Origin of the sequence: Myroides odoratimimus (genome assembly GCF_001485415.1) — a bacterium.
In the GTDB taxonomy this organism is placed as follows: domain Bacteria; phylum Bacteroidota; class Bacteroidia; order Flavobacteriales; family Flavobacteriaceae; genus Flavobacterium; species Flavobacterium odoratimimum.
Map to the genome: position 1 here is coordinate 34,873 of NZ_BCMQ01000022.1, position 23,600 is coordinate 58,472.

General features: G+C 34.2%; 14 protein-coding genes and 1 other RNA gene. 3 read left to right on the forward strand and 12 right to left on the reverse strand.

Going from position 1 to position 23,600, the window contains the following annotated elements:
• Positions 1-9 precede the first annotated feature (9 nt).
• Positions 10-1,419 (forward strand): glycosyltransferase family 2 protein, encoded by a 1,410-nt coding sequence (locus MODO_RS15205; protein ID WP_006256740.1) that lies wholly within the window; start codon positions 10-12, stop codon positions 1,417-1,419.
• A 160-nt stretch (positions 1,420-1,579) separates the two neighbouring features.
• Here MODO_RS15205 and MODO_RS15210 read toward each other — a convergent pair whose 3' ends face one another.
• The 7 genes from MODO_RS15210 to ffs all read right to left on the reverse strand — a co-directional run bounded on the left by MODO_RS15210 (position 1,580) and on the right by ffs (position 16,305).
• Positions 1,580-4,528 carry a S9 family peptidase gene (locus tag MODO_RS15210; protein ID WP_006256741.1) on the reverse strand — a complete coding sequence of 983 codons (2,949 nt, stop codon included), beginning with the start codon at positions 4,526-4,528 and terminating at the stop codon, positions 1,580-1,582.
• A gap of 59 nt (positions 4,529-4,587) precedes the next feature.
• The gene (locus MODO_RS15215; RefSeq protein ID WP_006256742.1) at positions 4,588-6,243 is read right to left on the reverse strand and encodes a fatty acid--CoA ligase; all 1,656 of its coding nucleotides are present in this window, start codon (positions 6,241-6,243) and stop codon (positions 4,588-4,590) included.
• A gap of 180 nt (positions 6,244-6,423) precedes the next feature.
• A complete protein-coding gene (locus tag MODO_RS15220; protein ID WP_006256743.1) occupies positions 6,424-6,756 on the reverse strand; it encodes a hypothetical protein in 333 nt (110 codons plus the stop codon).
• Positions 6,757-6,893: 137 nt separating this feature from the next.
• Positions 6,894-8,303, reverse strand: coding sequence for a sigma-54-dependent transcriptional regulator (locus MODO_RS15225; protein ID WP_006256744.1), 1,410 nt, complete (start codon positions 8,301-8,303; stop codon positions 6,894-6,896).
• A gap of 413 nt (positions 8,304-8,716) precedes the next feature.
• On the reverse strand, positions 8,717-11,026 hold the full coding sequence (gene tamL / locus MODO_RS15230) for a translocation and assembly module lipoprotein TamL (protein ID WP_006256745.1): 2,310 nt from the start codon (positions 11,024-11,026) through the stop codon (positions 8,717-8,719).
• Complete coding sequence (locus MODO_RS15235) at positions 11,007-16,085, reverse strand: translocation/assembly module TamB domain-containing protein (protein WP_006256746.1); 5,079 nt, start codon at positions 16,083-16,085, stop codon at positions 11,007-11,009. Before MODO_RS15235 ends, tamL begins: the two co-directional genes overlap by 20 nt.
• A gap of 121 nt (positions 16,086-16,206) precedes the next feature.
• Positions 16,207-16,305: signal recognition particle sRNA small type (ffs, locus tag MODO_RS18915), an RNA gene on the reverse strand.
• An 88-nt stretch (positions 16,306-16,393) separates the two neighbouring features.
• Here ffs and MODO_RS15240 point away from each other — a divergent pair.
• On the forward strand, positions 16,394-17,491 hold the full coding sequence (locus MODO_RS15240) for a glutaminyl-peptide cyclotransferase (RefSeq protein ID WP_006256747.1): 1,098 nt from the start codon (positions 16,394-16,396) through the stop codon (positions 17,489-17,491).
• A 178-nt stretch (positions 17,492-17,669) separates the two neighbouring features.
• Here MODO_RS15240 and MODO_RS15245 read toward each other — a convergent pair whose 3' ends face one another.
• The 4 genes from MODO_RS15245 to MODO_RS15260 form a co-directional block, all read right to left on the reverse strand.
• Positions 17,670-18,659 (reverse strand): DUF6985 domain-containing protein, encoded by a 990-nt coding sequence (locus MODO_RS15245; RefSeq protein WP_006256749.1) that lies wholly within the window; start codon positions 18,657-18,659, stop codon positions 17,670-17,672.
• 62 nt (positions 18,660-18,721) lie between these two features.
• Positions 18,722-19,396, reverse strand: a complete 675-nt coding sequence (locus MODO_RS15250; RefSeq protein WP_006256751.1) for a DUF2461 domain-containing protein — start codon at positions 19,394-19,396, stop codon at positions 18,722-18,724.
• On the reverse strand, positions 19,393-19,890 hold the full coding sequence (locus MODO_RS15255; protein WP_006256752.1) for a DNA-deoxyinosine glycosylase: 498 nt from the start codon (positions 19,888-19,890) through the stop codon (positions 19,393-19,395). Before MODO_RS15255 ends, MODO_RS15250 begins: the two co-directional genes overlap by 4 nt.
• A gap of 659 nt (positions 19,891-20,549) precedes the next feature.
• Positions 20,550-21,371 (reverse strand): helix-turn-helix domain-containing protein, encoded by an 822-nt coding sequence (locus MODO_RS15260; protein ID WP_006256753.1) that lies wholly within the window; start codon positions 21,369-21,371, stop codon positions 20,550-20,552.
• Positions 21,372-21,492: 121 nt separating this feature from the next.
• Between MODO_RS15260 and MODO_RS15265 the strand changes: the two genes are divergently transcribed.
• Complete coding sequence (locus MODO_RS15265) at positions 21,493-22,416, forward strand: GNAT family N-acetyltransferase (RefSeq protein WP_006256754.1); 924 nt, start codon at positions 21,493-21,495, stop codon at positions 22,414-22,416.
• Between the two features lie 67 nt (positions 22,417-22,483).
• Here the strand turns inward: MODO_RS15265 and pdxY are convergent, their stop codons facing one another.
• Entirely contained in the window at positions 22,484-23,338 is an 855-nt protein-coding gene (gene pdxY / locus MODO_RS15270; RefSeq protein WP_006256755.1) for a pyridoxal kinase, read from the reverse strand.
• Positions 23,339-23,600 lie beyond the last annotated feature (262 nt).

A 23,600-nucleotide genomic window follows, 5' to 3' on the forward strand; every position in this document is an offset into this window, starting at 1 on the left:
GATAAGGTTATGCAAAACGACAAAACGATTAATACGCCACAATCAATTCCTTTAGACAAACAAGAAGGAAAACCTTTAAAGACAAAATCATTATCTACAACTGATTATATCGTTTTAGGAGGTACATTTTTACTAATGGGGGTAGGATTATTTTTAATTTACAAATTACAACCATACTTCGAGAGAATACGTTTCGAACAATTAAAATCATTTTGGGGTTCTACTGTAATTAACTTTGGACTTGTTCTATTTGTTTTACAAATGAGCTTCTTACTTTATATAGTATATCTTTATTTTAGATATAAACCTGTTGCTTCATTAAGTGATGAAGAATTACCAACATGTACTGTTATAGTTCCTGCTTATAATGAAGGACGTTTAGTATATGATACCCTACTTAGTTTAGCAAATGGTGATTATCCAGTAGAGAAATTAGAGATTATTTCTATAGATGATGGTAGTAAAGATGATACATGGAACTGGATGTTGAAAGCTAAAGCAGAATTAGGAGAAAGAGTATCTATCTTACAACAACCTAAAAACCAAGGAAAAAGACACGCGCTATACAGAGGTTTTAATATAGGTACAGGAGAGGTTTATATCACAGTAGATAGTGATTCTATTGTAAAAAAAGATACACTTAGAAACTTAGTTAGCCCATTCGTGTACAATGAGAAATGTGGTGCTGTAGGAGGAAATGTAAGAGTACTAAATACAGAGGATGGAGTTATTCCTAAAATGCTAAATGTAAGTTTTGTATTCAGTTTTGAATTCATTCGTTCTGCTCAGAGTGCTTTAGGATCAGTACTATGTACCCCAGGAGCATTAGCAGCATATCGAAGAGAAGCTGTAATGAACTGTTTAGAAGATTGGATCAACCAAACTTTCATGGGACAACCTTCTGATATCGGTGAAGATAGAGCCATGACAAATATGATTCTAAAACAAGGATATCACGTACTATTCCAACGTAATGCTTATGTATTAACAAATACTCCTGAAGAGTATAGAACATTATACAAGATGTTTATTCGTTGGGAAAGAAGTAATGTGAGAGAAAACATTGCTATGAGTAAATTTGCTTTTAAGAAGTTTAGAGAGGGATCGACAATAGGTCCAAGAATTTTATTGCTAAACCAATGGTTAAGAGTACTAATGGCTTATCCTTTATTAATCTTAATGTTATTCTTCATAGCGACTAAACCATTAGTGTTTATCACTTCTGCTTTAGTAAGTATTTTTATCTTCTCGAGTATTCAAGTATTTTTCTACTCGAAAAGATATAGCGTAGCAGAGTCTTTCTGGGCGTATCCATATAGTATATTCTATACGTTTACTCTATTCTGGATTACTCCTTACGCTATCGCTACCGCTAACAAAAGAGGTTGGTTAACAAGAACATTACCTGCACAAAAATAGAGTAGTTGAATATATTGATTTAAGTAAAAAAGACAGCATGCACTTCGCTGTCTTTTTTCGTTTTACTCTATTCATTTCTTTCATCTAAGGGAAATTAGCATAAATAAAGAACGGCTACTCTGTGAAGAATAGCCGTTCTTTTGTTCTTATCTATTTTAGATTATTTCACTTGATCTTCTGTTAGGTCAAATCCCCAATCTTTTCCTTTCATTGTAGCAGGAACTCCTTTTACCATCCAAACTGGTGCTTTACCATCTTTTAGGTAGTAATCGAAGAATTGTTGTTGACGTACTTGAATATCTTTTCTATTTTGACGTTTCATCAAGTTGTGCTCATCTCCATTATAGTTTAACATCCACGCTGGTTTTCCTAAACGTCTTAATGCCATAAACATTTCTATACCTTGATACCATGGCACTGCCCCATCGTTATCATTATGCATAATTACCACTGGTGTTTTTACATATGGCATTCTAAATAATGGTGAGTTTTCGATATATAAGTCATGTCCTTCCCAAAGTGTTTTTCCTATTCTACTTTGTGTTTTTTCGTATTGGAATTGGCGGCTCATTCCACTTTGCCAACGGATACCTCCATAAGCTGATGTCATATTCGCTACTGGAGCTCCTGACCATGCAGCTGCGTACATATCTGTTACTGTAATTAAATGAGCAACTTGGTATCCTCCCCAACTTTGTCCTTGGATAGCAATTTTATCAGCATTAACCCATTTATTTTGTTTTAAATACTCTACTCCTGAGTTGATATATTCTTCTGCTGATTTACCTGGATGTCCATCTACATAACTAACATCTGGAGTAAACACTAAATAACCATTACTTACAAAATATGAAATATTTAAACGAGATGGTGTTGGTGCTGGAGCTTCATATCGATGCAAGTTATCAGATAACTTCTCATAGAAGTATACAATCATTGGATACTTTTTATTTGCATCAAAATCTTCAGGTTTGAATAACACTCCTGTTGACTCATATCCTTTAGGCGTAGTCCAATGTATTAACTCTGCAGTACCCCAATTGTACTCTTTTTGTTGTTGATTAATATCACTTAATTGAGTAGCTGATACTAAATCATTAGTAACATAAAGATTCATTGACTCTGTAAAAGAACCTTTTAAATAACCATATACATTAGCATCCTTCGCTTTAAACAAAGAACTATAACCACTATATGGTTGCATTAATATCTCTTTAGGTGCTTTTGTACTTTTTATTTCTGTAGTAAAGAATCCTGCATCTTTTGTTTGTTCATTGAATGCTGCTAAGATTACTTGTTCAGTTCTGTTGAATGAACGCTTTTCATCATCTAACTTTAATACATCAAAAGCAATATTATTCTTACGTCCATATCCATTAGTAACCATTCTAGGCGCTTTATTACTATTCAAATAAAATTCCCAAATATCAAAACGGTCTCTAATTAAAACTGACTCATCATTATCTGTCCATGCTTGGATCCCATAAGAAGAAGCATTGTCAGGCATATCAAAAGTCTCATCTGCAAAAGATACAGTTAAACCTTTATTTAAGTGTTTTGTAATATTTGATTTCACATCATAAGCATACCAATTACCTTCTTCACTGTTATAGTATACCACAGCAGTCCCTTTTGGTGATATACGAGCTGAACCTGGTAAGTCAGCAACTACCTCTACTTCTTTACCTGTATTTACATCTACAATGTAGTAAGAAGAAACTCCTGAGATATTCCACTGTCTTTCTACTCTTCGTCCAAAGTCTGAAGAATTAAACACAATATTAGCATTTCCTTCGTCTACTAATTGGCTTCCATTGATTTTTTCATCAGCTAAAGCAATAAGTTTACTCCTATCTTTAAGGTTAATAGTAGCTAAAAAACTTCTCTTTAAGTCCTTGTCTAGATTCACCAATTGTTGAGGTTGAATATAGTCTTCATTATAATGCCAAATATCTACTACTGCATGATCTTCTGCTATAAGTGTAGTGTCTTTAGCAATAGGTTGTGGTGCAATACCTAAATACAATCTTCCTCCATTCTTACTAAAACGAGGTTTGTTATTTTCTGAAACAACCCAATCTTTAGGCATTCCTTTTGTTGTATTAGATGCTAATACTGTAGCGCCTGTTACAAGATCAGTATAGTATAAGTCATATTTCTTTACTAATACTTTCTCCTCATCATTCGTTCCAATAAACACTAATTGCTTACCATTCTCATCAAAAGAGAACTGAGAATACTTACCTGTACCTTCTAAGATTGTTTTGACTGCTTTTGTTTTCAAATCAACTACAAATACTCCGAAAGGTCCTTTTGCTTTCTCTTCTTTAGCAGTTTCTTCTTTTGTATCTGCTAACTCCTTAGTTTTCTCAGTCTTAGTCTCGTCTTTTTTATCGTCCTTTTTCTTTGCATTAGGATCCTTTGTAACAAAAACCAAATATTGTCCTAGATCATCAAAGTAATAGTCTGTTACATTCTCATAAGAAATTTTCTCTCCTGTTACTAAGTTCTCAAATACCAATTCTAAAGGAGCGTCTTTGTCTGCTTTTTTAGCAGGTTTCTTTACCTCCTTTTTGTCTTTTGACTTTGCAGTATCTTTAGCTGGCTCTAATAAATATGCTAGGTAATCTCCTTTCTTTTCTGGTACTTTAAAAGACTTAATATCTGATTTCTTTACTAAAGCTCCTGTCTTTAAATTATATATTCCTAAAGAATCTTTTGCTATCTCATCCTCTTTTTTCTTCTTAGTTCTCACTGCTTTTAAATCAGCATAAGTAGGGCGAATAGAAAAAACAGAGAAATTAGACATCCCTGTAAATACAGGTTTCTCTCCTCTTGGAACTACAAGCTTTTTAGTTTTTTTTGTTGTCTCTATATAAAGAGTTTTGTCTCCTTCTTGTGGATTCACTTGATATAAAATCCAGTCTCCATTATTAGAAAAAGTTTTTGTTCCAATAGATTGCCACCCATCATAAACAGAATGGTCTAAAGGCTTTTTTTGTGCTTGGGTAGTCAAGCTCCCCAAAACAAAAAGACCTAACCCTAACTGTTTCCAGAAATAACTAGGATTAGATCTTTTTGTAGGTTTTGTTGTTGGTGTTAATTTCATATTACGTTAGTTAATTTACGGCTTGGAAGTTACCGCAAATTTCGTACTTGACCAAACAACTATCTTAATTGGTTTAACTCATGTAATTCTCTTATACGTTTCTTACTGATTTTACCTACACTTGTTTTAGGTATATCATCTACAAATACAAAGCGATCAGGGATAGCCCATTTATTGATAACTTGCTTATCAACATACTTTTGCATATGCTCTACTAAGTCTTTCTCCACAATCTCAACTCCCACTTTTGCTACAACTAATGCGAAAGGGCGTTCACCCCATTTATCATCAGGAATTCCAATGACTGCGGCATCTACCACACCTGGATAACTACTTATCATCTCTTCTAAAGCGAGTGAAGACATCCATTCACCTCCTGTTTTAATCACATCTTTAGAACGATCTACTATTTTCACATCATTGTTCTCATCAATCCAAGCTATATCGCCTGTATGCAAATACCCTCCGTCCCACAGTTCCTCACTCTTCTTTTTATCTTTATAATATCCCATGGTAAGATAAGGAGCTCTTACTACGATTTCTCCTAATGTTTTACCATCTTTAGGCACTTCTACTCCATCCTCATCTATTACTTTTAAATCCACTAGTAATGCAGCTCTACCCGTCCTTGTTCTAATCTCTAATTGAGACTCTAGATTATTTTGAATAGTCTCTAAAGATAAATAAGAAGTCGTTAATAATGGACAGGTTTCGGACATTCCATACCCTGTTACTACTGATATACCTCTTTCCATAGCTCTTCTTGCTAATGGCTTACTCAATGCCGATCCCCCTATTAATACACTCCAATTTGAAAAATCAATATCACTAGCAGCAGGGCTCGTCAATAACATATTTAATATCGTAGGTACACAATGTGATATCGTAGGTTTCTCTTTTCTAAAGATTTCTAAGAAACTCTGTGGTTCAAATCTACCAACATACACTTGTTTTAAACTTAATGCTGTCGCTACATAAGGAAGCCCCCAAGCATGCACATGGAACATTGGCGTTAAAGGTAAATACACATCTTTTGAGGTAATTTTAACCCCTTCATTCATCAGAGATAACACACTCATCTCTACCATCGTATGTAGCACTAACTGACGATGAGTGAAATATACTGCTTTAGGGTCACCTGTTGTACCTGTTGTATAGAATAAAGTAGCTACTGCTTCCTCAGAAAAATCAGGAAAACTATACCCTTTCGAAGAAGAAGCAACTAAGTCATCAAAGTATCCTTTTATATCTAAAACCGTCTTAACTTCATTAGTGTGATCGCGAATAATAATAATCTGCTTTACAGTAGTCATTTTATCCTTGATCGACTCTACTATTGGTACAAAATCCTCATGCACAACTAATACCTCATCCTCAGCATGATTAATGGTATAGAGCATTTGTTCTGGAGCTAAACGCCAATTAATTGTATGCAATACATTCCCTGAAATAGGAACAGCAAAATAATTCATTAAATAGCGATGGCTGTCATAATCGATTACTCCTACCACACTACCTCCTTCTAACCCTAATTCTCGATATACATTACACAACTGCTTCACTCTACTATACAGTTCATAATAATCAAAGCGCTCTTGGTTCTTATAAACGATTTCATGTTTAGGATTCACACGAAGTGAATTCTCTAGCAAGTCTTTTATCAATAGTTGATAGGCATGAGCATTACTTGCTGATTCTATTGTTTTTATTTTCATTTGATTGTTTTTTAGTTGGTTTACTACAATATAGTAAAAAGTTTCAAAACTCACCCTACCAATCAATTACGAATCTTATATGATAATAAAAATAGATTATCCTAACCTGGAAACTAAACATAAAAAAAGCCTGTGAACATTTCTATCCTCAGGCTTTTAAAATTATATCATAGATCTCTCTTAGCTTCTCAGTGATGCAATGAATTCTTCAACATCAGCATCAAACGTTGTTTCTTGAATTAATTCAAGAGATAAGGTTGTCATCTTTTTAAAATGTGTTTTAGAGAAACTTCTTCCTCCAAAACTCTCTTTACAAAAATCTCCTATAATACCAAACACTCCGTTTACCTCTTCTAAAGTAACTTCTTTCTGATCTGCATATCTCCCTCTTAATACAGCAGCTCCTACATAAGCTCCAATCTTCACGACCAAGTCTGTATTTAGAATTTCCTTTTTATCAGCTAAATAAAATAACTCATCTAAATTATGATGTATTAGCGTTTTTATATCCATATTCTATACTTCTCTTATTTAAAGCAAAGGTAAAAAGAAAAGTAGAGATATACTTAAACTTTAAGCATATCTCTACTTTATATTAACCCTATCATTGAATAAAAAAAGTGTTGAATTATCTTCAACACCTTTAAATTTTATAATTCAATATTATACAATTTCATTTTATTGTACAATGTTTTTCTATCGATTCCCAATACCTGTGCAGCCTTAGTTTTATTAAACTTAACTTTTTCTAATGCAGTACGAATAGCTTGTTCTTCATTTCTAGAAGAGAATAACTTGAGATCATCCTCTGCAGTTTCACTACTTACACTAGCTTTAATCGCTTCTGATTTTGGCACGAGAATCTCTTGTGGTAGTACATCTTTTTCTATAATCTCTCCACGAGTCAAGAGAACTGATCTTTTAATGATATTCTTCATCTCTCTTAAGTTTCCTGGCCAATCATAAGTTAAAAAGATACACTCTACCTCAGAAGAGAATTTCTTTACTTTTTTCTCAAGTTCAATATTAGACTCGTTTAAGAAATGCATCGCAAACATCAATATATCTGCACCTCTATCCGCTAATCTAGGAGCTACAATACCAAACTCATTTAAGCGATGATATAAATCTTCTCTAAATTCTCCTTCTCTTACAGCCTTTGGCAAATCCTCATTAGTTGCAGCAATAACTCTAATATCTACATCTATTTCATTACTACTTCCCACAGGTTTTACTTTGCGTTCTTGAAGCGCTCTTAATAGTTGCACCTGTACCTCATAAGATAAGTTACCTACCTCATCTAGGAATATAGTTCCTCCATTAGCAGCCTCAAAGTGCCCTACCTTATCCGTAACAGCTCCTGTAAAAGATCCCTTAATGTGTCCAAAAAACTCACTAGAAGCCAAATCCTTAGGGATTGCACCACAATCTACTGCAATATATGGTTTATCCTTACGCTTGCTTTTTAAGTGAATAGAATGTGCTATATTTTCTTTACCTGTACCGCTATCACCTATAATCAAAACAGACATATTAGTAGGTGCTACTAGATCAATGTATTCATGTAATTGTTTAGACACATTACTTTCGCCTCTTACATACTCTACCTCTTCCACTTGCTCTTCTGCATTCTCTACATCTTTTACTACAGTAGATTTAGTTTTTGATTTTAAAGGCTCACCACTTTCCACACTTGCTTTTCTTTCGAGAGCTTGTTTGATTGTCAACAGTATCTCATCTGGGTTTATTGGCTTTGCTACATAATCGAATGCTCCTAACTTCATTGCATTCACAGCTGTTTTAATTTCAGTATATCCTGTCATTAAAATAACTTGTGAAGTTCTACATTTTGATTTTATATATTTAAGTAATTCTAAACCATTACTATCAGGTAGTCTAACATCTGTAAGGACAATATCATAGCACTCTTCATCAATACACTGTTCTGCTTCTGTACTACTAAATGCATTCGAAACTATATACCCTTTTTTAGATAAAAAAGTTTTTAGCATTTCGCAGAAAGGAACATCATCATCTATAACCAGAATCTTGTGACTCATATTTTTATTTTTTATGTGCTTCTTGCAAATTTATACTTTTTATTATTCATTCCCAATTACGATATAAAATTAACCTATATAAACAGCAAAAGGGAGCCTAAGCTCCCTGTTCACCTGAAGATTTCTCTTCTTCACCTTACTAACGATCTAACTTGTTATCTCTCGATAACATAACTTTTAAATAAACACTTAAATTTTCTTTTTCAAAAGCAGGAAGTTTTTCAACTTCTTTACTTTTTTTATAACACCTTACTGTAATAGTATATATACAAAACCATGCCAAACCTAATAGGCATAAGACCTATTCATATATCTATTTTATATTCAACACATTATGCGAATTAAAAAAAAACTCCCCAACTTTCCACAATAGGAAAAGATGGGGAGTTTTTTGTGTATTGTTTCCACACATATTAGAAAGGATACCCAATAGCGAAGTTAAACATTAGGTTATCTTTTCGCCATCTACTACTTCCAAAATTGATATCATCTATTACCCAGCGTTCACCTGATGCATGATATGGTACGCGCAATGGAAATGCAAAATCAAAACGAAGAACTAAGAATGTAACATCAAATCGCAATCCTGCTCCTGCTCCAATTGCTAACTCATTTAAAAAGTCACCACTGAACTTACCTCCAGGTCGATCTGATACATCGTTTAGATTCCAGATATTCCCAGCATCAACAAACAATGCACCATGTACAATACTAAATAGTTTTTTTCGGTACTCTAAGTTCATTTCTAACAACATATCTCCCGATTGATCTGGTATAAATTTAGCATTGTTAATCTCTGGATTGAATGAACCTGGTCCTAAAGTACGTGCTCTAAACGCTCTAATACTATTTGACCCTCCTACATAAAACTGCTTTGTATAAGGCATTTGTTTAGAATTTCCATAAGCTATCCCTATACCTGCGTGTATTCTACTCACTAACTGTGAAGTTTTACTTAGTCTTAGGTAATGTCTAAAGTCGTGTTCTGTTTTTATATATTGACTAAATGGAACACCTATCAAACTTTTTTCCTTATCCTTATCCACATTAGCCCCCATTAATAATCCTGTGATATTAGCAGACAGATCTAATCCTCCACGATAGTATATTGTCCCTTTTTTAAATTTCTTACTAGTATTTGTATAAGTATAGGTATAAGTAGGACCAAAGGTCAGCTGCTTATCTAATACTCTCTCCAGCGACGGATTACCAGCTGCATACTCCTTATAGTAATCTGTGACATGCCCAGGTTTTACATAGTTAATATCAAATACTTTCAAATCATGCTCTCTAAAAGCACTCTCTTTCCAGAGATATCCCCAAGAAGCTTTAAAAGACTGCAATGAATACAATTGGCTACGTTCCAAATATTCTCCCCCAAGAATAGCACGTGTCTTAGGGATATAAGCACTAGTCGATTGTAGATTAAATGGAGATATAATCTTAGGCCAAGTCAGACTAGTTTCAAGACCTACCTTATATACATTATACCCATTATTAGCCGATGACATTTGGAAATCTGCCCCACCATAAGCAGACACAGAGAACACCTCAGCTCCTTTCATAAAGTTCTTATTGCTCCAGTTCAAGTTTAACTCTGCTCCATTATAACTAGCTGAGTTCATCTTCCCTAACAACTCAAGTCTAATAGCCTTAGGATTATCAGGAGTTAAGAAGTAATAAGCGTTTAATTTATGATTTAAACTATCTGATATCTCGAACTGATTCTTCACAAACTTAAAAACACCTAAACTCACTAACCTATTTAAAGATAAGTTATGATCATTTCTGTTATAGGTATCTCCATGTTTTAAGTGAATCGCTCTATCGTAAATAGACGATTTAAACTTTCCTTTAGGATCTACTATTTTAAAATCTTTATATACTTGTGCTGAGTCAAGAGCCTGCATATAGTTCGTATCAGACAGCACATAATCAGAAAATATATAAATATTATCTATCGTATAAGGCTCTAATGCTAACTTAGGTGTATTCTCTTTAATCTTTAAAGCTAAGTCGACCTGATGATGTCCTACACTACTATCTACCTGCACTAATAAGTTATCTGCACTGAAGTAATAATATCCTTTATTTTTTAAATAATTATCAAATCTAGTACGTTCATCTTTAATAACATCTAAGTCATAAGCTCTTCCTTTTTTCAATCTTGTATAGGGCATCGCTTTAGACAGCTCTTGTTTGATACCTGTAGAATCCTTTGCAAAGGTAAACTCACGTATTTTATATTGCTCACCAGGGATTACCGTATACTCTGCTCCTTTCTTCTTATCACTTGGTTGAAGTGTATCATAAGTCACATCTACATTGAAGTACCCTTGATTCTCTAATCGATTAGATAGAATAGCCTTATTGTTCTCCATATCTACTTGATCGAATAATACAGGTGGTTCACCTAACTTGTTTCGCATCCATCGACGCACTTTATTACTTTTTTCTGGATCCCCTGCTAGGTTATAAAAAAACAATTTAGGATGCATACCTAACAGTGTCGCATTAGGAATAGGACGTAGCAAACCATGGAGTTCATCATTCATCTCAGACTTTTGAGACTTAGATAATGAATCACTGTTAATCACTATTTTCCCTCCAGAATACAGATACTCATCTTCTGCCAAATGACGAGTTGTGTTACATGAGAATATAAATAATAGTCCAAGACATCCCGCTAATCCATTATATATTTTACTCTGCTTTAGCTTCATCTCTTAATTGCTTTTTTAATTGTCTTTTATCTTTACTACGTTCAAATAATTCGCGGAATCTCTCATAACTCATCGTTATTATAAACCCGACTCCTGTCTCTACGATTTGTCCTTGAAGAGCTACTTCATAGCGGTTCTTTCTATACACTTTCATTAAGTATCTACCATCTTTTGACAAGGCATATTCTAATTCAATATCTCCTGCTATGTTAGCTGCCTGTTCATTCTGACGGGCATTTCCTTCTACTTCGAAACTACTTCCTACTGTTACTTTTAGTCGATCAGAGAATAAGCGTTTTGACACTGCTACATTTAAATCTGTTCTATTCTCTTTACTTCCTGAAGAATAATCTTCTGATGATTCTAAGTTAAAGTTAAGTTCTACACCTGCGATTAAGTTACCTGCTAAGTTATTCAATTGATCTGATAGTAATCTACTCACACTCTGTCTAGCCATAGACCCTGCACTCATTCCTCCTGCGCTACTCTCAAATGGATTCTCACCGATAAACCTATTTAATAACAACAACGCAAATACTTGCTTATTTAGTTCAGACTCATTCTGTCTTAACTGTTCTAACTTCGTCTTTGTATTGCTTAGCACATCTCCAGATACACTTGTAATTCCTTCTTTTAACTGTACATCAAAAGATATTTCAGGCTTCAGTAATTCGCCTTCCATCTTTAATAATGCTTGGAATGGTATCTTCTGCTTATACATATTTTGTTGTGTAGGAGATAGACTGCTTAGCTGATTTCCTAATAGATCTATTGGAGCTGTCTTCGTCTCATAGATTGCCGTTAAGTGAAGGTTAGCGTCTGTAGGATCACCTGCCCAGATAATATAACTTCCTTTCTGAATTTCGAATTTTCTCTTCATCATGTTAAATGACAAATCATAAGAACCTTGAGAGAACTCATATCTTCCAGACAATGTTACTTTACCAGACGGATCAATCCCTCCAACTAAATCTGCTTCTCCTTTTAAGATAATTTTATCTCCACTTGACTTATCCATAATCATCGTAAAACTAGCCTCTTTATCTACTTTAATCGAAACAGAAACATCTAGTCCTTTCAACGCTGAGTTGTTAAAATCCTCTTCATACTTCTGCATTTCAGCCAATTGTAAGCTGTGCTGATCTACGAACTCCACAATACCTTCTCTATCTGCTATACTAGGATCTTCTTGTGGTAATACAAATGAGAAATCGGTTTTCTTACCTATCTCAATACCTCCAGTAACAACAGGCTTGTTTAAATCTCCTTTGATCTTTATATCACTGTCAAAAACCAATTTACCATAATACATCTCATTATCTTTAGATGTAGAGTTCACTGCTTTAAAATCAACTGCCTTAATACTCAGATTAAAAGCAAAATCTTGATATGACTTAGTAAGTACCTGACCATCTACCACTAATAGATTTCCATCTGTATCTGTGATACTAAACTTATCTAATTCTATCCCTCTGTTTGTAAAAGAAATCTTTTCGTTAATCTTTCTAAAATCAGCATTTAAATCATTCACATGGAATCCAACATCATTAAAGTTCATAGCTCCTAATATTTTAGGATCTGTAAACTTGCCGCCTATTTTTAGATTACCTGAGAAAAAGCCTTCTGCCTTAGACAACTGATCTTTTGCAAAATACTCTATCGCTGCCATTTGGAACTTAGCCAAGTTCACATTCATATCCATCTCCTGAGTATCAGCATCAGCCCATCCGTCTATAGATATCTTATTCTCACCTCCTTGTAAAGTAATATCAGTTATAAACTTACTCGCACTCTCATTCTTCACTCCTACGTGTAAGTCACCTAACCCTATCTCCATCACCTGTAACTTAGAAATGTCAATATCTGATATAAATCTAAAGTCTGTAGCTAAATCTTTTAAATACACCTCACCGTCAATAAATCCACTAGCCAACAGAACATCTTTCTTAACCATCTTAGTCAACATCTCAATACTAAAATCATTAAACAATATTCTCATTGGACTATTGGCTACTTCGTCCTTAGACTCAATAACTAAAGCACTATCCTCATGTGATAATTTAAAGTCCTTCACATAAAACCCTTCCGGTTTTAATACAAATCTATTCTCTGGTTTGACTACCCACTTTTGATAATCTAGTATAAAACCATCTGGATATAATCTTGCTATCATATCTCCATTCTCAGCACGAACATCTCCAGCGATAAGATAACACACAGCATCTAATTTATCCTTTAAGCTCAGATTATAACTAATCGTATTATCTTTTATTCCCCCTTCTAATGATACTCTTCTAAGCGCCACACTAGCATTCGCCACTCTTTCTACAGACAGCCCATAAGTTAATGCTTCATTGACAGGTTTTAATTCTAAGGCAATATTATTAATCTCATTTTCTCCGTAGATTACTAAGGGTATCAAGCCTTTTAAACTGATATAATCAGTACTCGCATCATACTTACCTGACACCTCTATTGGTTTTAATTCTTTTAGATCAGGTACCACAGAGTGAATAACCGAACTCTCCTTAACCAAGAGTTTATACGTAAAGTAGTTTTTATCTTGCTCCTTTTCCTCTGCTCCATTTTGTTCAGTTACAGTCTTTGTAGCAATTTCTTTTTTAGGCTCTTCTATTGCATAATAGACATCTATTGTCTTCATTAATTCATCTGCTAGTTGAGTGATTTTATACTCTCCTTGCATATTGAAGTCTATTAGTTCAGAAGTCAGTCCTAATGATCTATGAGTATCCTTACTCGTCGCAACGATCTCTATCGGTTGTAGATTATATGCCCTAGAAGCAGACATATAGGACAGTCCTCTTAAAGACACTATACCATCCAGATCATCAGGCATAATATTAGCTAGTTTCCCTTCTATCGTTCCTTTAAAACTAGCCGGAGCTTCTTCTATACTTAATTTATATAAATCAATATTTTTAAAATCAGCCAATAAGTCTAAGCTAATTCCCTTATCTGTCCACAGCCCACTAGCATCTAATGCAAAGTTTAGATTAGGATCATTGTTAATAGAATGAACAGTATATTTCCCATCCTCAATGGCTCCATCTACTTCAATATTGTTATAACTATACCCGCTATACTCTGCTTTTAAAACATTGATATTTCCTTTTGCGTTTATATTTTTTGGGTCTAGCCCTATCCCACTTACAGAAGCAGACATCGATAGTGTACCAATAGAGTCATTCTTTAAGATTTGACCTAATTTTAGTTCATTGATATTGGCTATTAAAGAATACTTCTCTTTTCCTTTTATGCGTTGATCAAAGAACGCTTTTACATCTGCATTACCTGAAGTCGTTTTAAGGGCTAATTGAGACTGTATTGCCTTCATTCCTCCCTTTACATTACCTGATAGTGATAAGTGCGAAGGAATCTCTATATTCGTTGGCAACAACCCTTTCGGTGCGATGTTAAAGATATCCTTAGCAGAAGTCTGAAATTTATTCAGTTTTAAATCTACTATCGCTTTTTCTGGAGTAGTCGCTCCTTTTATATTCCCAACCACATTAATAGTTGTAGACTGTAATCCAGTTAGTAAAAACTGTTCGATAGACAAATCTCCTACTACACCTTTTGCTTTAATGTCTACAGCTAAGTTTTTATTCGTTAAACTTGTTAGTCCAGCCTCTTCAAAAACAGTAGGCATAGCTAGATATACATCTCTTAATCCTAGATGAGACTCTTTGATCAATACATCCACAGAAGTATCCTCTAAATGCTCTGACAACTTATTCACATCTTTATAATTCAATGTTACATTAGCGTCAAACTTAGAGTTAGGGGTTTCTAAAATAAAGTCTTTAATGAAAGTAGTTTGATCCCCGTATAGAAAATAAGTTTTGAACTTATCTAATTGCAATCCACTCTTTTCTTTAAAAGAAAAACCTTCTAAATTTCCTCTGATCACATTAGGCGAAAACTGAAAATCTTTTAAATCAAAGTTAATATCTGTAAATGCAATATGATTAGGGTCTAACCCAAAGGTCAATGCCTTAACGTTATCGTTGTCAAACTTGACATCAATAGAGTTAAGGGCAAACTCCTTTATCCCTAGCTTCCATGGAGCAGATTCATCCACTACAGGAGCAGTCTCCTCTTCTGTTACGGGTGGTGTTGCCTTAATCGTTGTAGGAAATAAATGAACAACAGCCTTAGTATCATCTAGACGGATCTCTTTTAAATCAATCTGTTGATTCTTTAAATCAATTTGCTCAAATGTAGTTTTAAAAGCTCCTAATGCAAGATTAGCATATAACTTGCTCTCCTTATCCTCAAAAACGATATTACTATCTGTCCACTCTATAGTACCTAAATCTACTACAGGCATCACAGAAGTATTTGACTCTTCCTCTATCGGCTCTACCACTAACTGTGCTGCCTCAATAGAAGCCTGAGAAGGCAATTCTTTTTTATAATTTAAGTCTATTCCTGCAATCGCAATCTTAGGAATAGCAAATTTCATCTGCTCTAAATCAAATTGTTTAAAACGCGTAATAAATCTCTTTAACCCAAATGAGACGTGATGACCATCATAATCATCATTATACTTCACCTGGATATCGCTAAGACTTATCTCACCTACATCTATAGCTATAGAGCTACTGTCCTCTTTATCCTCCTCTTCCTCTGAAGCGAAGGCTTCGATGATATAATCAAAGTTAAAGCGTCCTAGACTATCGCGTTTAACATCTGTCTTTAGTCCATCTAACTGAACACTATTGACATTGACAGAGCTCTTCAGGAGGGCAAATAAGCTAATATCTACACCTAGATAATTAGTATATAACAAAGTATCCTTCTGTTGAGACTCAACATAAAGGTTCTTAACTACTATTTTTTTAGGAAAGGCAATCTCTATCCTATCTAAGGACACAGGGGTACCTATCTTATCCTGTACAAAGGTGATTGCAAAATCCTTCACCTTATTCTGGACAGCAGGTATCTGTATCGCAACGATAAGAAGTAGTAATATTAGAAATAAACTAAGTAAGAACCAGCCCAGTACCTTACCTATTTTAATTGTTATCTTCTTCAAAACAAATTTTTTATACAAAAATAACAAAAATCGTACCTCTCCAACAATGATATTCAAAGGAAAAGGAAAAAACTTTAGGGCAAAAAAAAATCTCCAACACGGAGATCTACAATTAAGAAAAAAATGGCAAGCTACCTACATCGCACCGCTACAACCTCGGACCTTTGCTGCGTTCCCACCCTGGAGGATTAAGAGGGAGCTGGTCGTGTAGGACTTGCCACTGCAAATATACAACGGTTTTTTATTTTTCCAAGCTTTTTCAACTATTCGCATTAGATTTGTATATTGTATCAAATTAAAAAATGACAATGAAAAAATATAACATTCTAGTTCCGTTAGCATTAGGAGTAGCTTTTATAAGCTGTTCAAACAAAAAAAATTTAGAAAAAAATGTTTTATCTATTGATACTACTCATCTAAAACAGCTATATAAGGGAAATGAAGACATAAAACTGAGTCTAAAAACTACCGAAAATGCGCAAGTAGACTCTGTAATTTATTACTTCAACGACAAAAAAGTAGGTACTTCTATCAAAAATGAGGTGTTAAATCTAAACTTAGGTGAACAAAAGTTAGGTAAAACAACGATTAAAGCTGTTGCTTATGCTGAGAATTCGAATAAAGAATTCACTACGAATATAGAAATAACAGCTCCAAAAGAACCTGCTTTTTACAGCTATAAATTAGTAAACACTTATCCTCATGATCAAGAAGCCTATACACAAGGTCTAGAATTCTACAATGGTATTTTATACGAAAGTACGGGGAATGGCGAAGGTGGAGGAACAACGAACACGGGAAGAGGAACAGGTAAGAAAGGAATCTCTAGTGTACGCCAAGTAGATTATAAAACGGGTAAAATCATCAAGATTCACAAACAACCAATGGAGATCTTCGGTGAGGGGTGTACTATCTTAAATGGTAAACTATACCAACTAACTTATCAAAACAATGAAGCTTATGTATTCAACCCTGAAACATTAGAACAAGAAAAAACACTTCCTTATTTTCAGAAGATGGAAGGGTGGGGACTTACGAATGATGGTAAGCACCTGTATATGACATCAGGTTCTGAGTTTATCTATAAACTAGATCCAGAAACATTTAAAGAAATAGACAGAGTAAGCGTATATACAGATAAGAATGTTATTCCATACGCTAATGAATTAGAATGGGTAGATGGTAAGATATATGCTAACTTCTACGCACAAAATGCAGTAGCTGTAATCAATCCTCAAACAGGAGCAATAGAAGCTGTTATAGACTTCAGCGAATTAGTAAACCTGACTACATATCACGAAGACAGAGATGTAATGAACGGTATCGCTTATAACCCACAGACTAAGACATTCTTCCTAACAGGTAAAAACTGGGACAAAATGTTCGAAGTACAGATTATTAAATAATTTAGGGAACTGAATAAAGGGAACAGAGAACTAGAAACAGAAAACTGGGAACTGGAAACTGGGAACAGGGAACCATAAACTGAAAACAGAAAACAGGGAACAGAGAACTGAAAACTGAAAACTGAAAACTGAAAACAAAAAATGCTGACCATGGTCAGCATTTTTTATTATATGAATTTTATTCTTCTTCCCAATAATCACTACCAAAGCCAATCCTAAGAAAATCTAATTGTTCATTATATATAAAGTGAATTCCATGTTCTTCCTCCCAATAACAATCATTATAGTGAATAAAAACAAGTTGTTCATTGGCGTTTAATACTATTCTTACACTATTAGGTGGCGCAACTAATTGCCATAATAATTCTCTATTCACATTAGCTTTTTCTAATACAAAATCCTTTTCATACTCCTCATTATAGTCTTGCCAAGCTACATTAAAAGATTCCTCCAAAGCGCTCATAACAGCTACATAAATCTCATTTTTATTCTTCTGCTCATATTTCTTTATACAATTTATTATTCTCGCCTCCATCCCTTCTCTTGCAAATAATCCTTCTTGTATGGAGATACGACACCCTCGACGAATTCCCCATACTAATGAAGATATAAAACGAGTACTTACCCATTCATAAACATCTTCACTAAAATAAAATTCTAAATCTAAATCGAGTGACTTATACTCCGTCTTTATAGGAGTTCTACTGTCATTTAAGTCTCGTGAAACCCAATTTCCATCTACAGTAAACAGTACTGATAAATGGGTATCAAAGCCTGAAACATCAAATTTAATAGACCATTCTTCTACATCTTCATCCAATAAAACGATAATTTCCACATCTAAACAATCCCAAAGTTGCTGAGGAGATATACCCTCTACTGGTGTAGTGTAAATATATTTTTGTTTATCAAAAGCATACCCCTTCTTTAGTATTAATTGATGATATAAGTAGGTAGTAAACCTTTCAAAATCAACCTTCCATTGTTTAGAAAGAACTTGTTCAACAAATAAATCTACTTGGCTAATTAACTGATTGTTTTCACTTAAGAAATAGTTATCCAAAATAACATCAATAAAAATGCTATCTGCTATTTGTAGTTTATTCTCAAACTTCCAACTTGCAAACTGAATAGGAATCAAATTCCCCAAATACTTAGAATACGTCATATACTATTGATTAATATGATAGACTAAACGGTTTCACAAAAAAACACCTTAACAAAAATCCTCTACTCATACAGACTCACCCCATTCACATCAGTAGTCAGTACATCTGACATATAGTCAAACAATGATCTCATCGCTATAAATGTCTTGATTACTTCCTCTTTAAAATTAGGTGCTAATACCTCTTTATCGGTGAACGAACGCATCACGAGATACTGTTTCTTGCGCAATAAGTCAATAGCGGGATGCTCCTTGTCAAATCCCTTAGGAGCTGTCTTTAGTTCCTCCCCTTGTAATTCTCCAAAATACTGTTGGAATTGCTCCTCTGCTATAATCTCACGAAGTTCACTATCGTCCATAGCGATCTCCTTGCGGATACGCAATAAATCTTCCTTATTAGGCTCCCAAAAACCACCTCCTACAAAACTTCTACCTGGCTCTATATTCACATAATATCCTCCTCTAAGCATCGGTTTAGTACGTCCTAAATGCAGTCCAAAATAAGTTTTATAAGGTGTCTTGTCCTTCGAGAAGCGTACATCTCTATAGATGCGATGTACGTGTAATAGGTCTATACTATCATGCTGTAACATCTCATCGTGTACTACTTTAAAGAAAGCCTTCACCTCAGCGAATAATTTATCGAACTCTGGCTTATGATCTGCAAACCAAGGTTTATTATTATTCTGACTTAACGTCACTAAGAAATCTATATGTTCTTTTTTTAACTGTTTCATACTTTATTTTTTAATTCTTGCCAATGAGCCACTTTCTCTTGAAAACTCATTCTTGCATTTGCTCCACTCGGCGAAGGTAAAGTTAGTAAAGATACTCCCTCTATCTGCCCTATGTATTTATCGAAATATTGTCTTGCCTTTTGACTAGAGAAGACGATTGTACGGATATTGGGATATTCTATCAGTAATCCCTTGATATCGTTAGCTTCTTCTGCTGTAATATCACTGTCTAAGCTACTCTTGCGTTCACAAGACTGCAAGACATCCCATAAGGCTATCCCCTTTCGCTGAAGCAAATCGAGCTTATCCTTATACACATCACTATACTCTTCTCGAAAAACACTAAATAATATCTTCCAAAACACATTCTGCTTATTGCCGTAATACTCCTGAAAGTCTAACGATTTAATACTCGGCATCGTACCCAATATCAACACTTTAGCCTCATCAAACACCACAGGTTTAAAAGAATGTATTCTACTCACTTCACTCATATCCCAAAGATATTAATTTTTATCTCAACGAAATAACTATCAATTCTTTACTGCCTATTTTGCTATAATTTAGAACAACTTCCTAAACTTCATTTTATTTAAAAATTGTTTTAGAGCTCACTCCCTATTTTTGATAAGCCCAGTATTCCTTCTACAACAAAACATTAAAAAAAGCATTTCATTCTTTTTATTTTTCACTTAAAAAGCGTTCTAAAAACGGCTTTAAAATATTTTATATACTCACTTTTTTTCAAAAACACCCTAAAAACAGCTTCTATCACATCAATATTTTAAAAAAGAGGTACATTTTTTTTGCATATAAAAATAATTAAAGCACTATATATCAATATATTAAACCAAAACAACATCAAATCTATGAAAACATAAAACAGCTCTTAACCCTAGTGAATACAGACCTTCATTTGATTTCCTTCGACAATACAAGGACAATAACCCGAGAATGGTGGACTAGAAAGGTTATTTGTCCAAGAAATATTCTTTTACTCTCCTCCTATTCTCCTCTGATCTGCTGCAAAAATTCACTGAAGATTCTACTTCAAATAAAATTGAATTAACCCCATATAAAAAGTAAATTGCCTCAAGAGCATTTCTAAGTTTACTCCTAAAAGAATGAATATACTTCCTTCTAAACTGAGTGCTTATAGATGTGCTCGTCTATATGCCAAGGGAGATAGACTTGTAGATTTTTTAAAATAACGACAGAAGCTAGTCGCATCTAAGAAATGAAGCTCTTCAGCTATTGTGTAGATAGGTTTATCCGTTGCGATAAGGTAAGACTGCGCTTGAGTGAGTACTAGTTCATTAATAATCGAAGAGACTGTCTTGCCCGTCTGCCTGCGTACCAAAGTCGTTAGATACTTAGGAGTGAGCTTTAGTTGATCAGCGTAGAACTGTACTGTGCGCTCAGCTAAATAATGCTGATGAACCAAATTATACAGTCTAAAAACAGTTGTTTCTTTCTTCGAACTTGGCTTCAACTTTACCTCATCTTGTTCATAGAATCGGTTGATATGAGCGATTAAAGAATACAGTAAATACTTCATCGCATCAGGATAAAACACAGATGCATCTGTACTGCGATTGGCCAACAACAACTGATAGTAATCTATAAACACTTTTTGATCCCCCTCATTCAGATGAATAATAGGATGTCTGACCAACTCATTTAAAAACTGATAATTAGTAGGTAGAATAAGATCCTTTATACTATCCAGATCAAACAACACACATAGATACTTCCCCTTGTTTTCTGTAGTAGGAATAGAGAACAAACGCTGTGGAAATACTGTCAATAGAGAACCTACAGAGAACATCTCTGTTTGGTTGTCAACTTTGAGCTCATTACTTCCCTCCATACAATAAGACAACAATATTCCTTTCTCTCTATATGTGGTAGTAGAGAATAAAGAAGGAATAATACGATCCGATGTTATAATCTGAATAGGGAAATGCTGACTCATCACACAGTAGTTAATAAGTCAAAGTTAACAATAAAAACAACTTATTGCACATTTACAAAACAATACTGTCAATAGATAAACAAGGTCTTATTCAGAACTTTGCACCAAATAAAAAAGAAATATGATCAGTAAATCAGTAATTATAAAAGACACATCTTATACCTTATATATCAACTATCAAGATGATGAACAAAAACGAAAAGAGTTCAATAGAATGTGTCAGGAGGTGTGGGAGTTTGACTTTGAAGGATACTACCAATCGGGATATTGGGGAGAGGATTGTATCGTGTTTTCTTTATTCCAAGAAGATAAAATAGTAGCACATACAACTTTAAGCCTATTCGAAATAACGAAAGATAATAAAACGTATAAAACAGGACAATTAGGTACTGTGATGACAGACCCTGCCTATCAAAATAACGGTTTATCAAGGTTCTTATTAGAATATATAGAAGCAGAATATAAAGACATCGTAACAGGTTACTTCTTGTTTGCAAATGATACAGTACTGGACTTCTACCCAAAATTTGGGTATGTACCTGTAGAAGAATATCAAGCTACACTCAAGGTGAATACAAAACCTTCTACTCTATCGAGTTTAGAGAAATTAGATTTAGACAATCCTACATCGCTTGCCCTATTTGAAGAATATGTCAAAAATGGATATACCTATAATAGGCTAAATACTAAAAATGTAGGGTTGGCTTTCTTTTATTGTTATGCTAATTTAGATTTTGGTTTTAAAAACTCTATTTACTACAGCAAAACATTGGATGCCATTATTATCTATGAGCAAGAAGAAAGCGAACTGACAATCTATTCTATTTATCAAAGAGATCACAATGTCAAACAACTCGATGCGATAATAGATGCATGTTGTACAGAAGAGACACAGACTATCTATTTTGCGTTTAGCCCTGAGATAGAACAAGCTACTTATAGCTTATATAAAGAAGATGACGATATCACGCTGATGGTGACAAAAGAGCTAATAGACTTATTCTTTGATCAGAAGACCATGGTAGCTTCGCTATCACATACATAAACTCTAAGTAGTTAGTAATAAATAAGAAAGGCAGTATGAAATATTAACGTACTGCCTTTGTGTTTTATTAATACTTTACTGCCAGTACATCTTGTGCTTGTAGGATAGCCATAGCATTCATCTCTTTCAATCCATGCTCATGAACATATCTCAATACTTCAGACAAGAAGTTCATACTAGTCTGTATAGCTACTTCTATGGTACGCCCCTTCGTCAGCTGTGCAGCAAGTGTACCTGTGAATAAATCTCCCGTTCCTACTACTTCTACAGGTATATTATCAGCATAAAAATGAGTCAACTTACCTTGATGAATCAAGATGACTTCTACTTGATGATTAATATTCTCTTTCATTTCGGCTGTAGTCAAAACAATGATTTTAGAAGACAATACCTCATCTGTCTGTACTGCTTCTAGTAGTTCTTGCTCATTCGTTATACGTTTGCCTAAAAGGTATTCTAATTCGAAGTGATTAGGAGTCAAGATATCACTTAGCGCTAATAATCGTTCTTTAGAATAATCTGCCTGCTCTTTAGGTATATACAACCCATCTGTACGCGTATCTCCAAACACTGGGTCATAGATATAGGTGATGGTATGCTGTACTTTTAATTGCTTAATGAACTGTGCTGTCGCATCTATTATCTCTTTGCTTTTTAAGTACCCACTTACTACATACTGCGTAAGTTGTGCCGTGTTAATTTCTAATACTCCACGAGCCAGCTTTTCGAATAATTCTTTAGGTACAGCCTCTCCATAATAAACAGGCTTGTCTGTGTGACTTGATAAAAGAATGGTAGGCATCGCTACACAATTAATTCCGTGAAGCTGTATAGCAAAACTAGCTGAGTTATTCCCCACATACCCAGTAGAGACAGTACTCTGTATGGATATAATATGAGGTTCTATTGTGTTATTTGTCATGATAATGAAATGAGAAAACACTTCTATACTCTTGTCTATTTACTTCCATAAGACAAGGAAAATATACATCTGTGCTTCTTAAATTATTTCTTACAAAAATACAACTATAATCAGCAAGCGAGATAGTCCAGTTTAAAGAAAATTGATTAAACCCAGAATCAGTGATAGACAGATAAACGAAAAGTAATTATACAAAATAGCTCTGAATTAGTGATACAAGCATACTATAGTATGGTTTTAGAGCTAATGAAAGAGATATGAA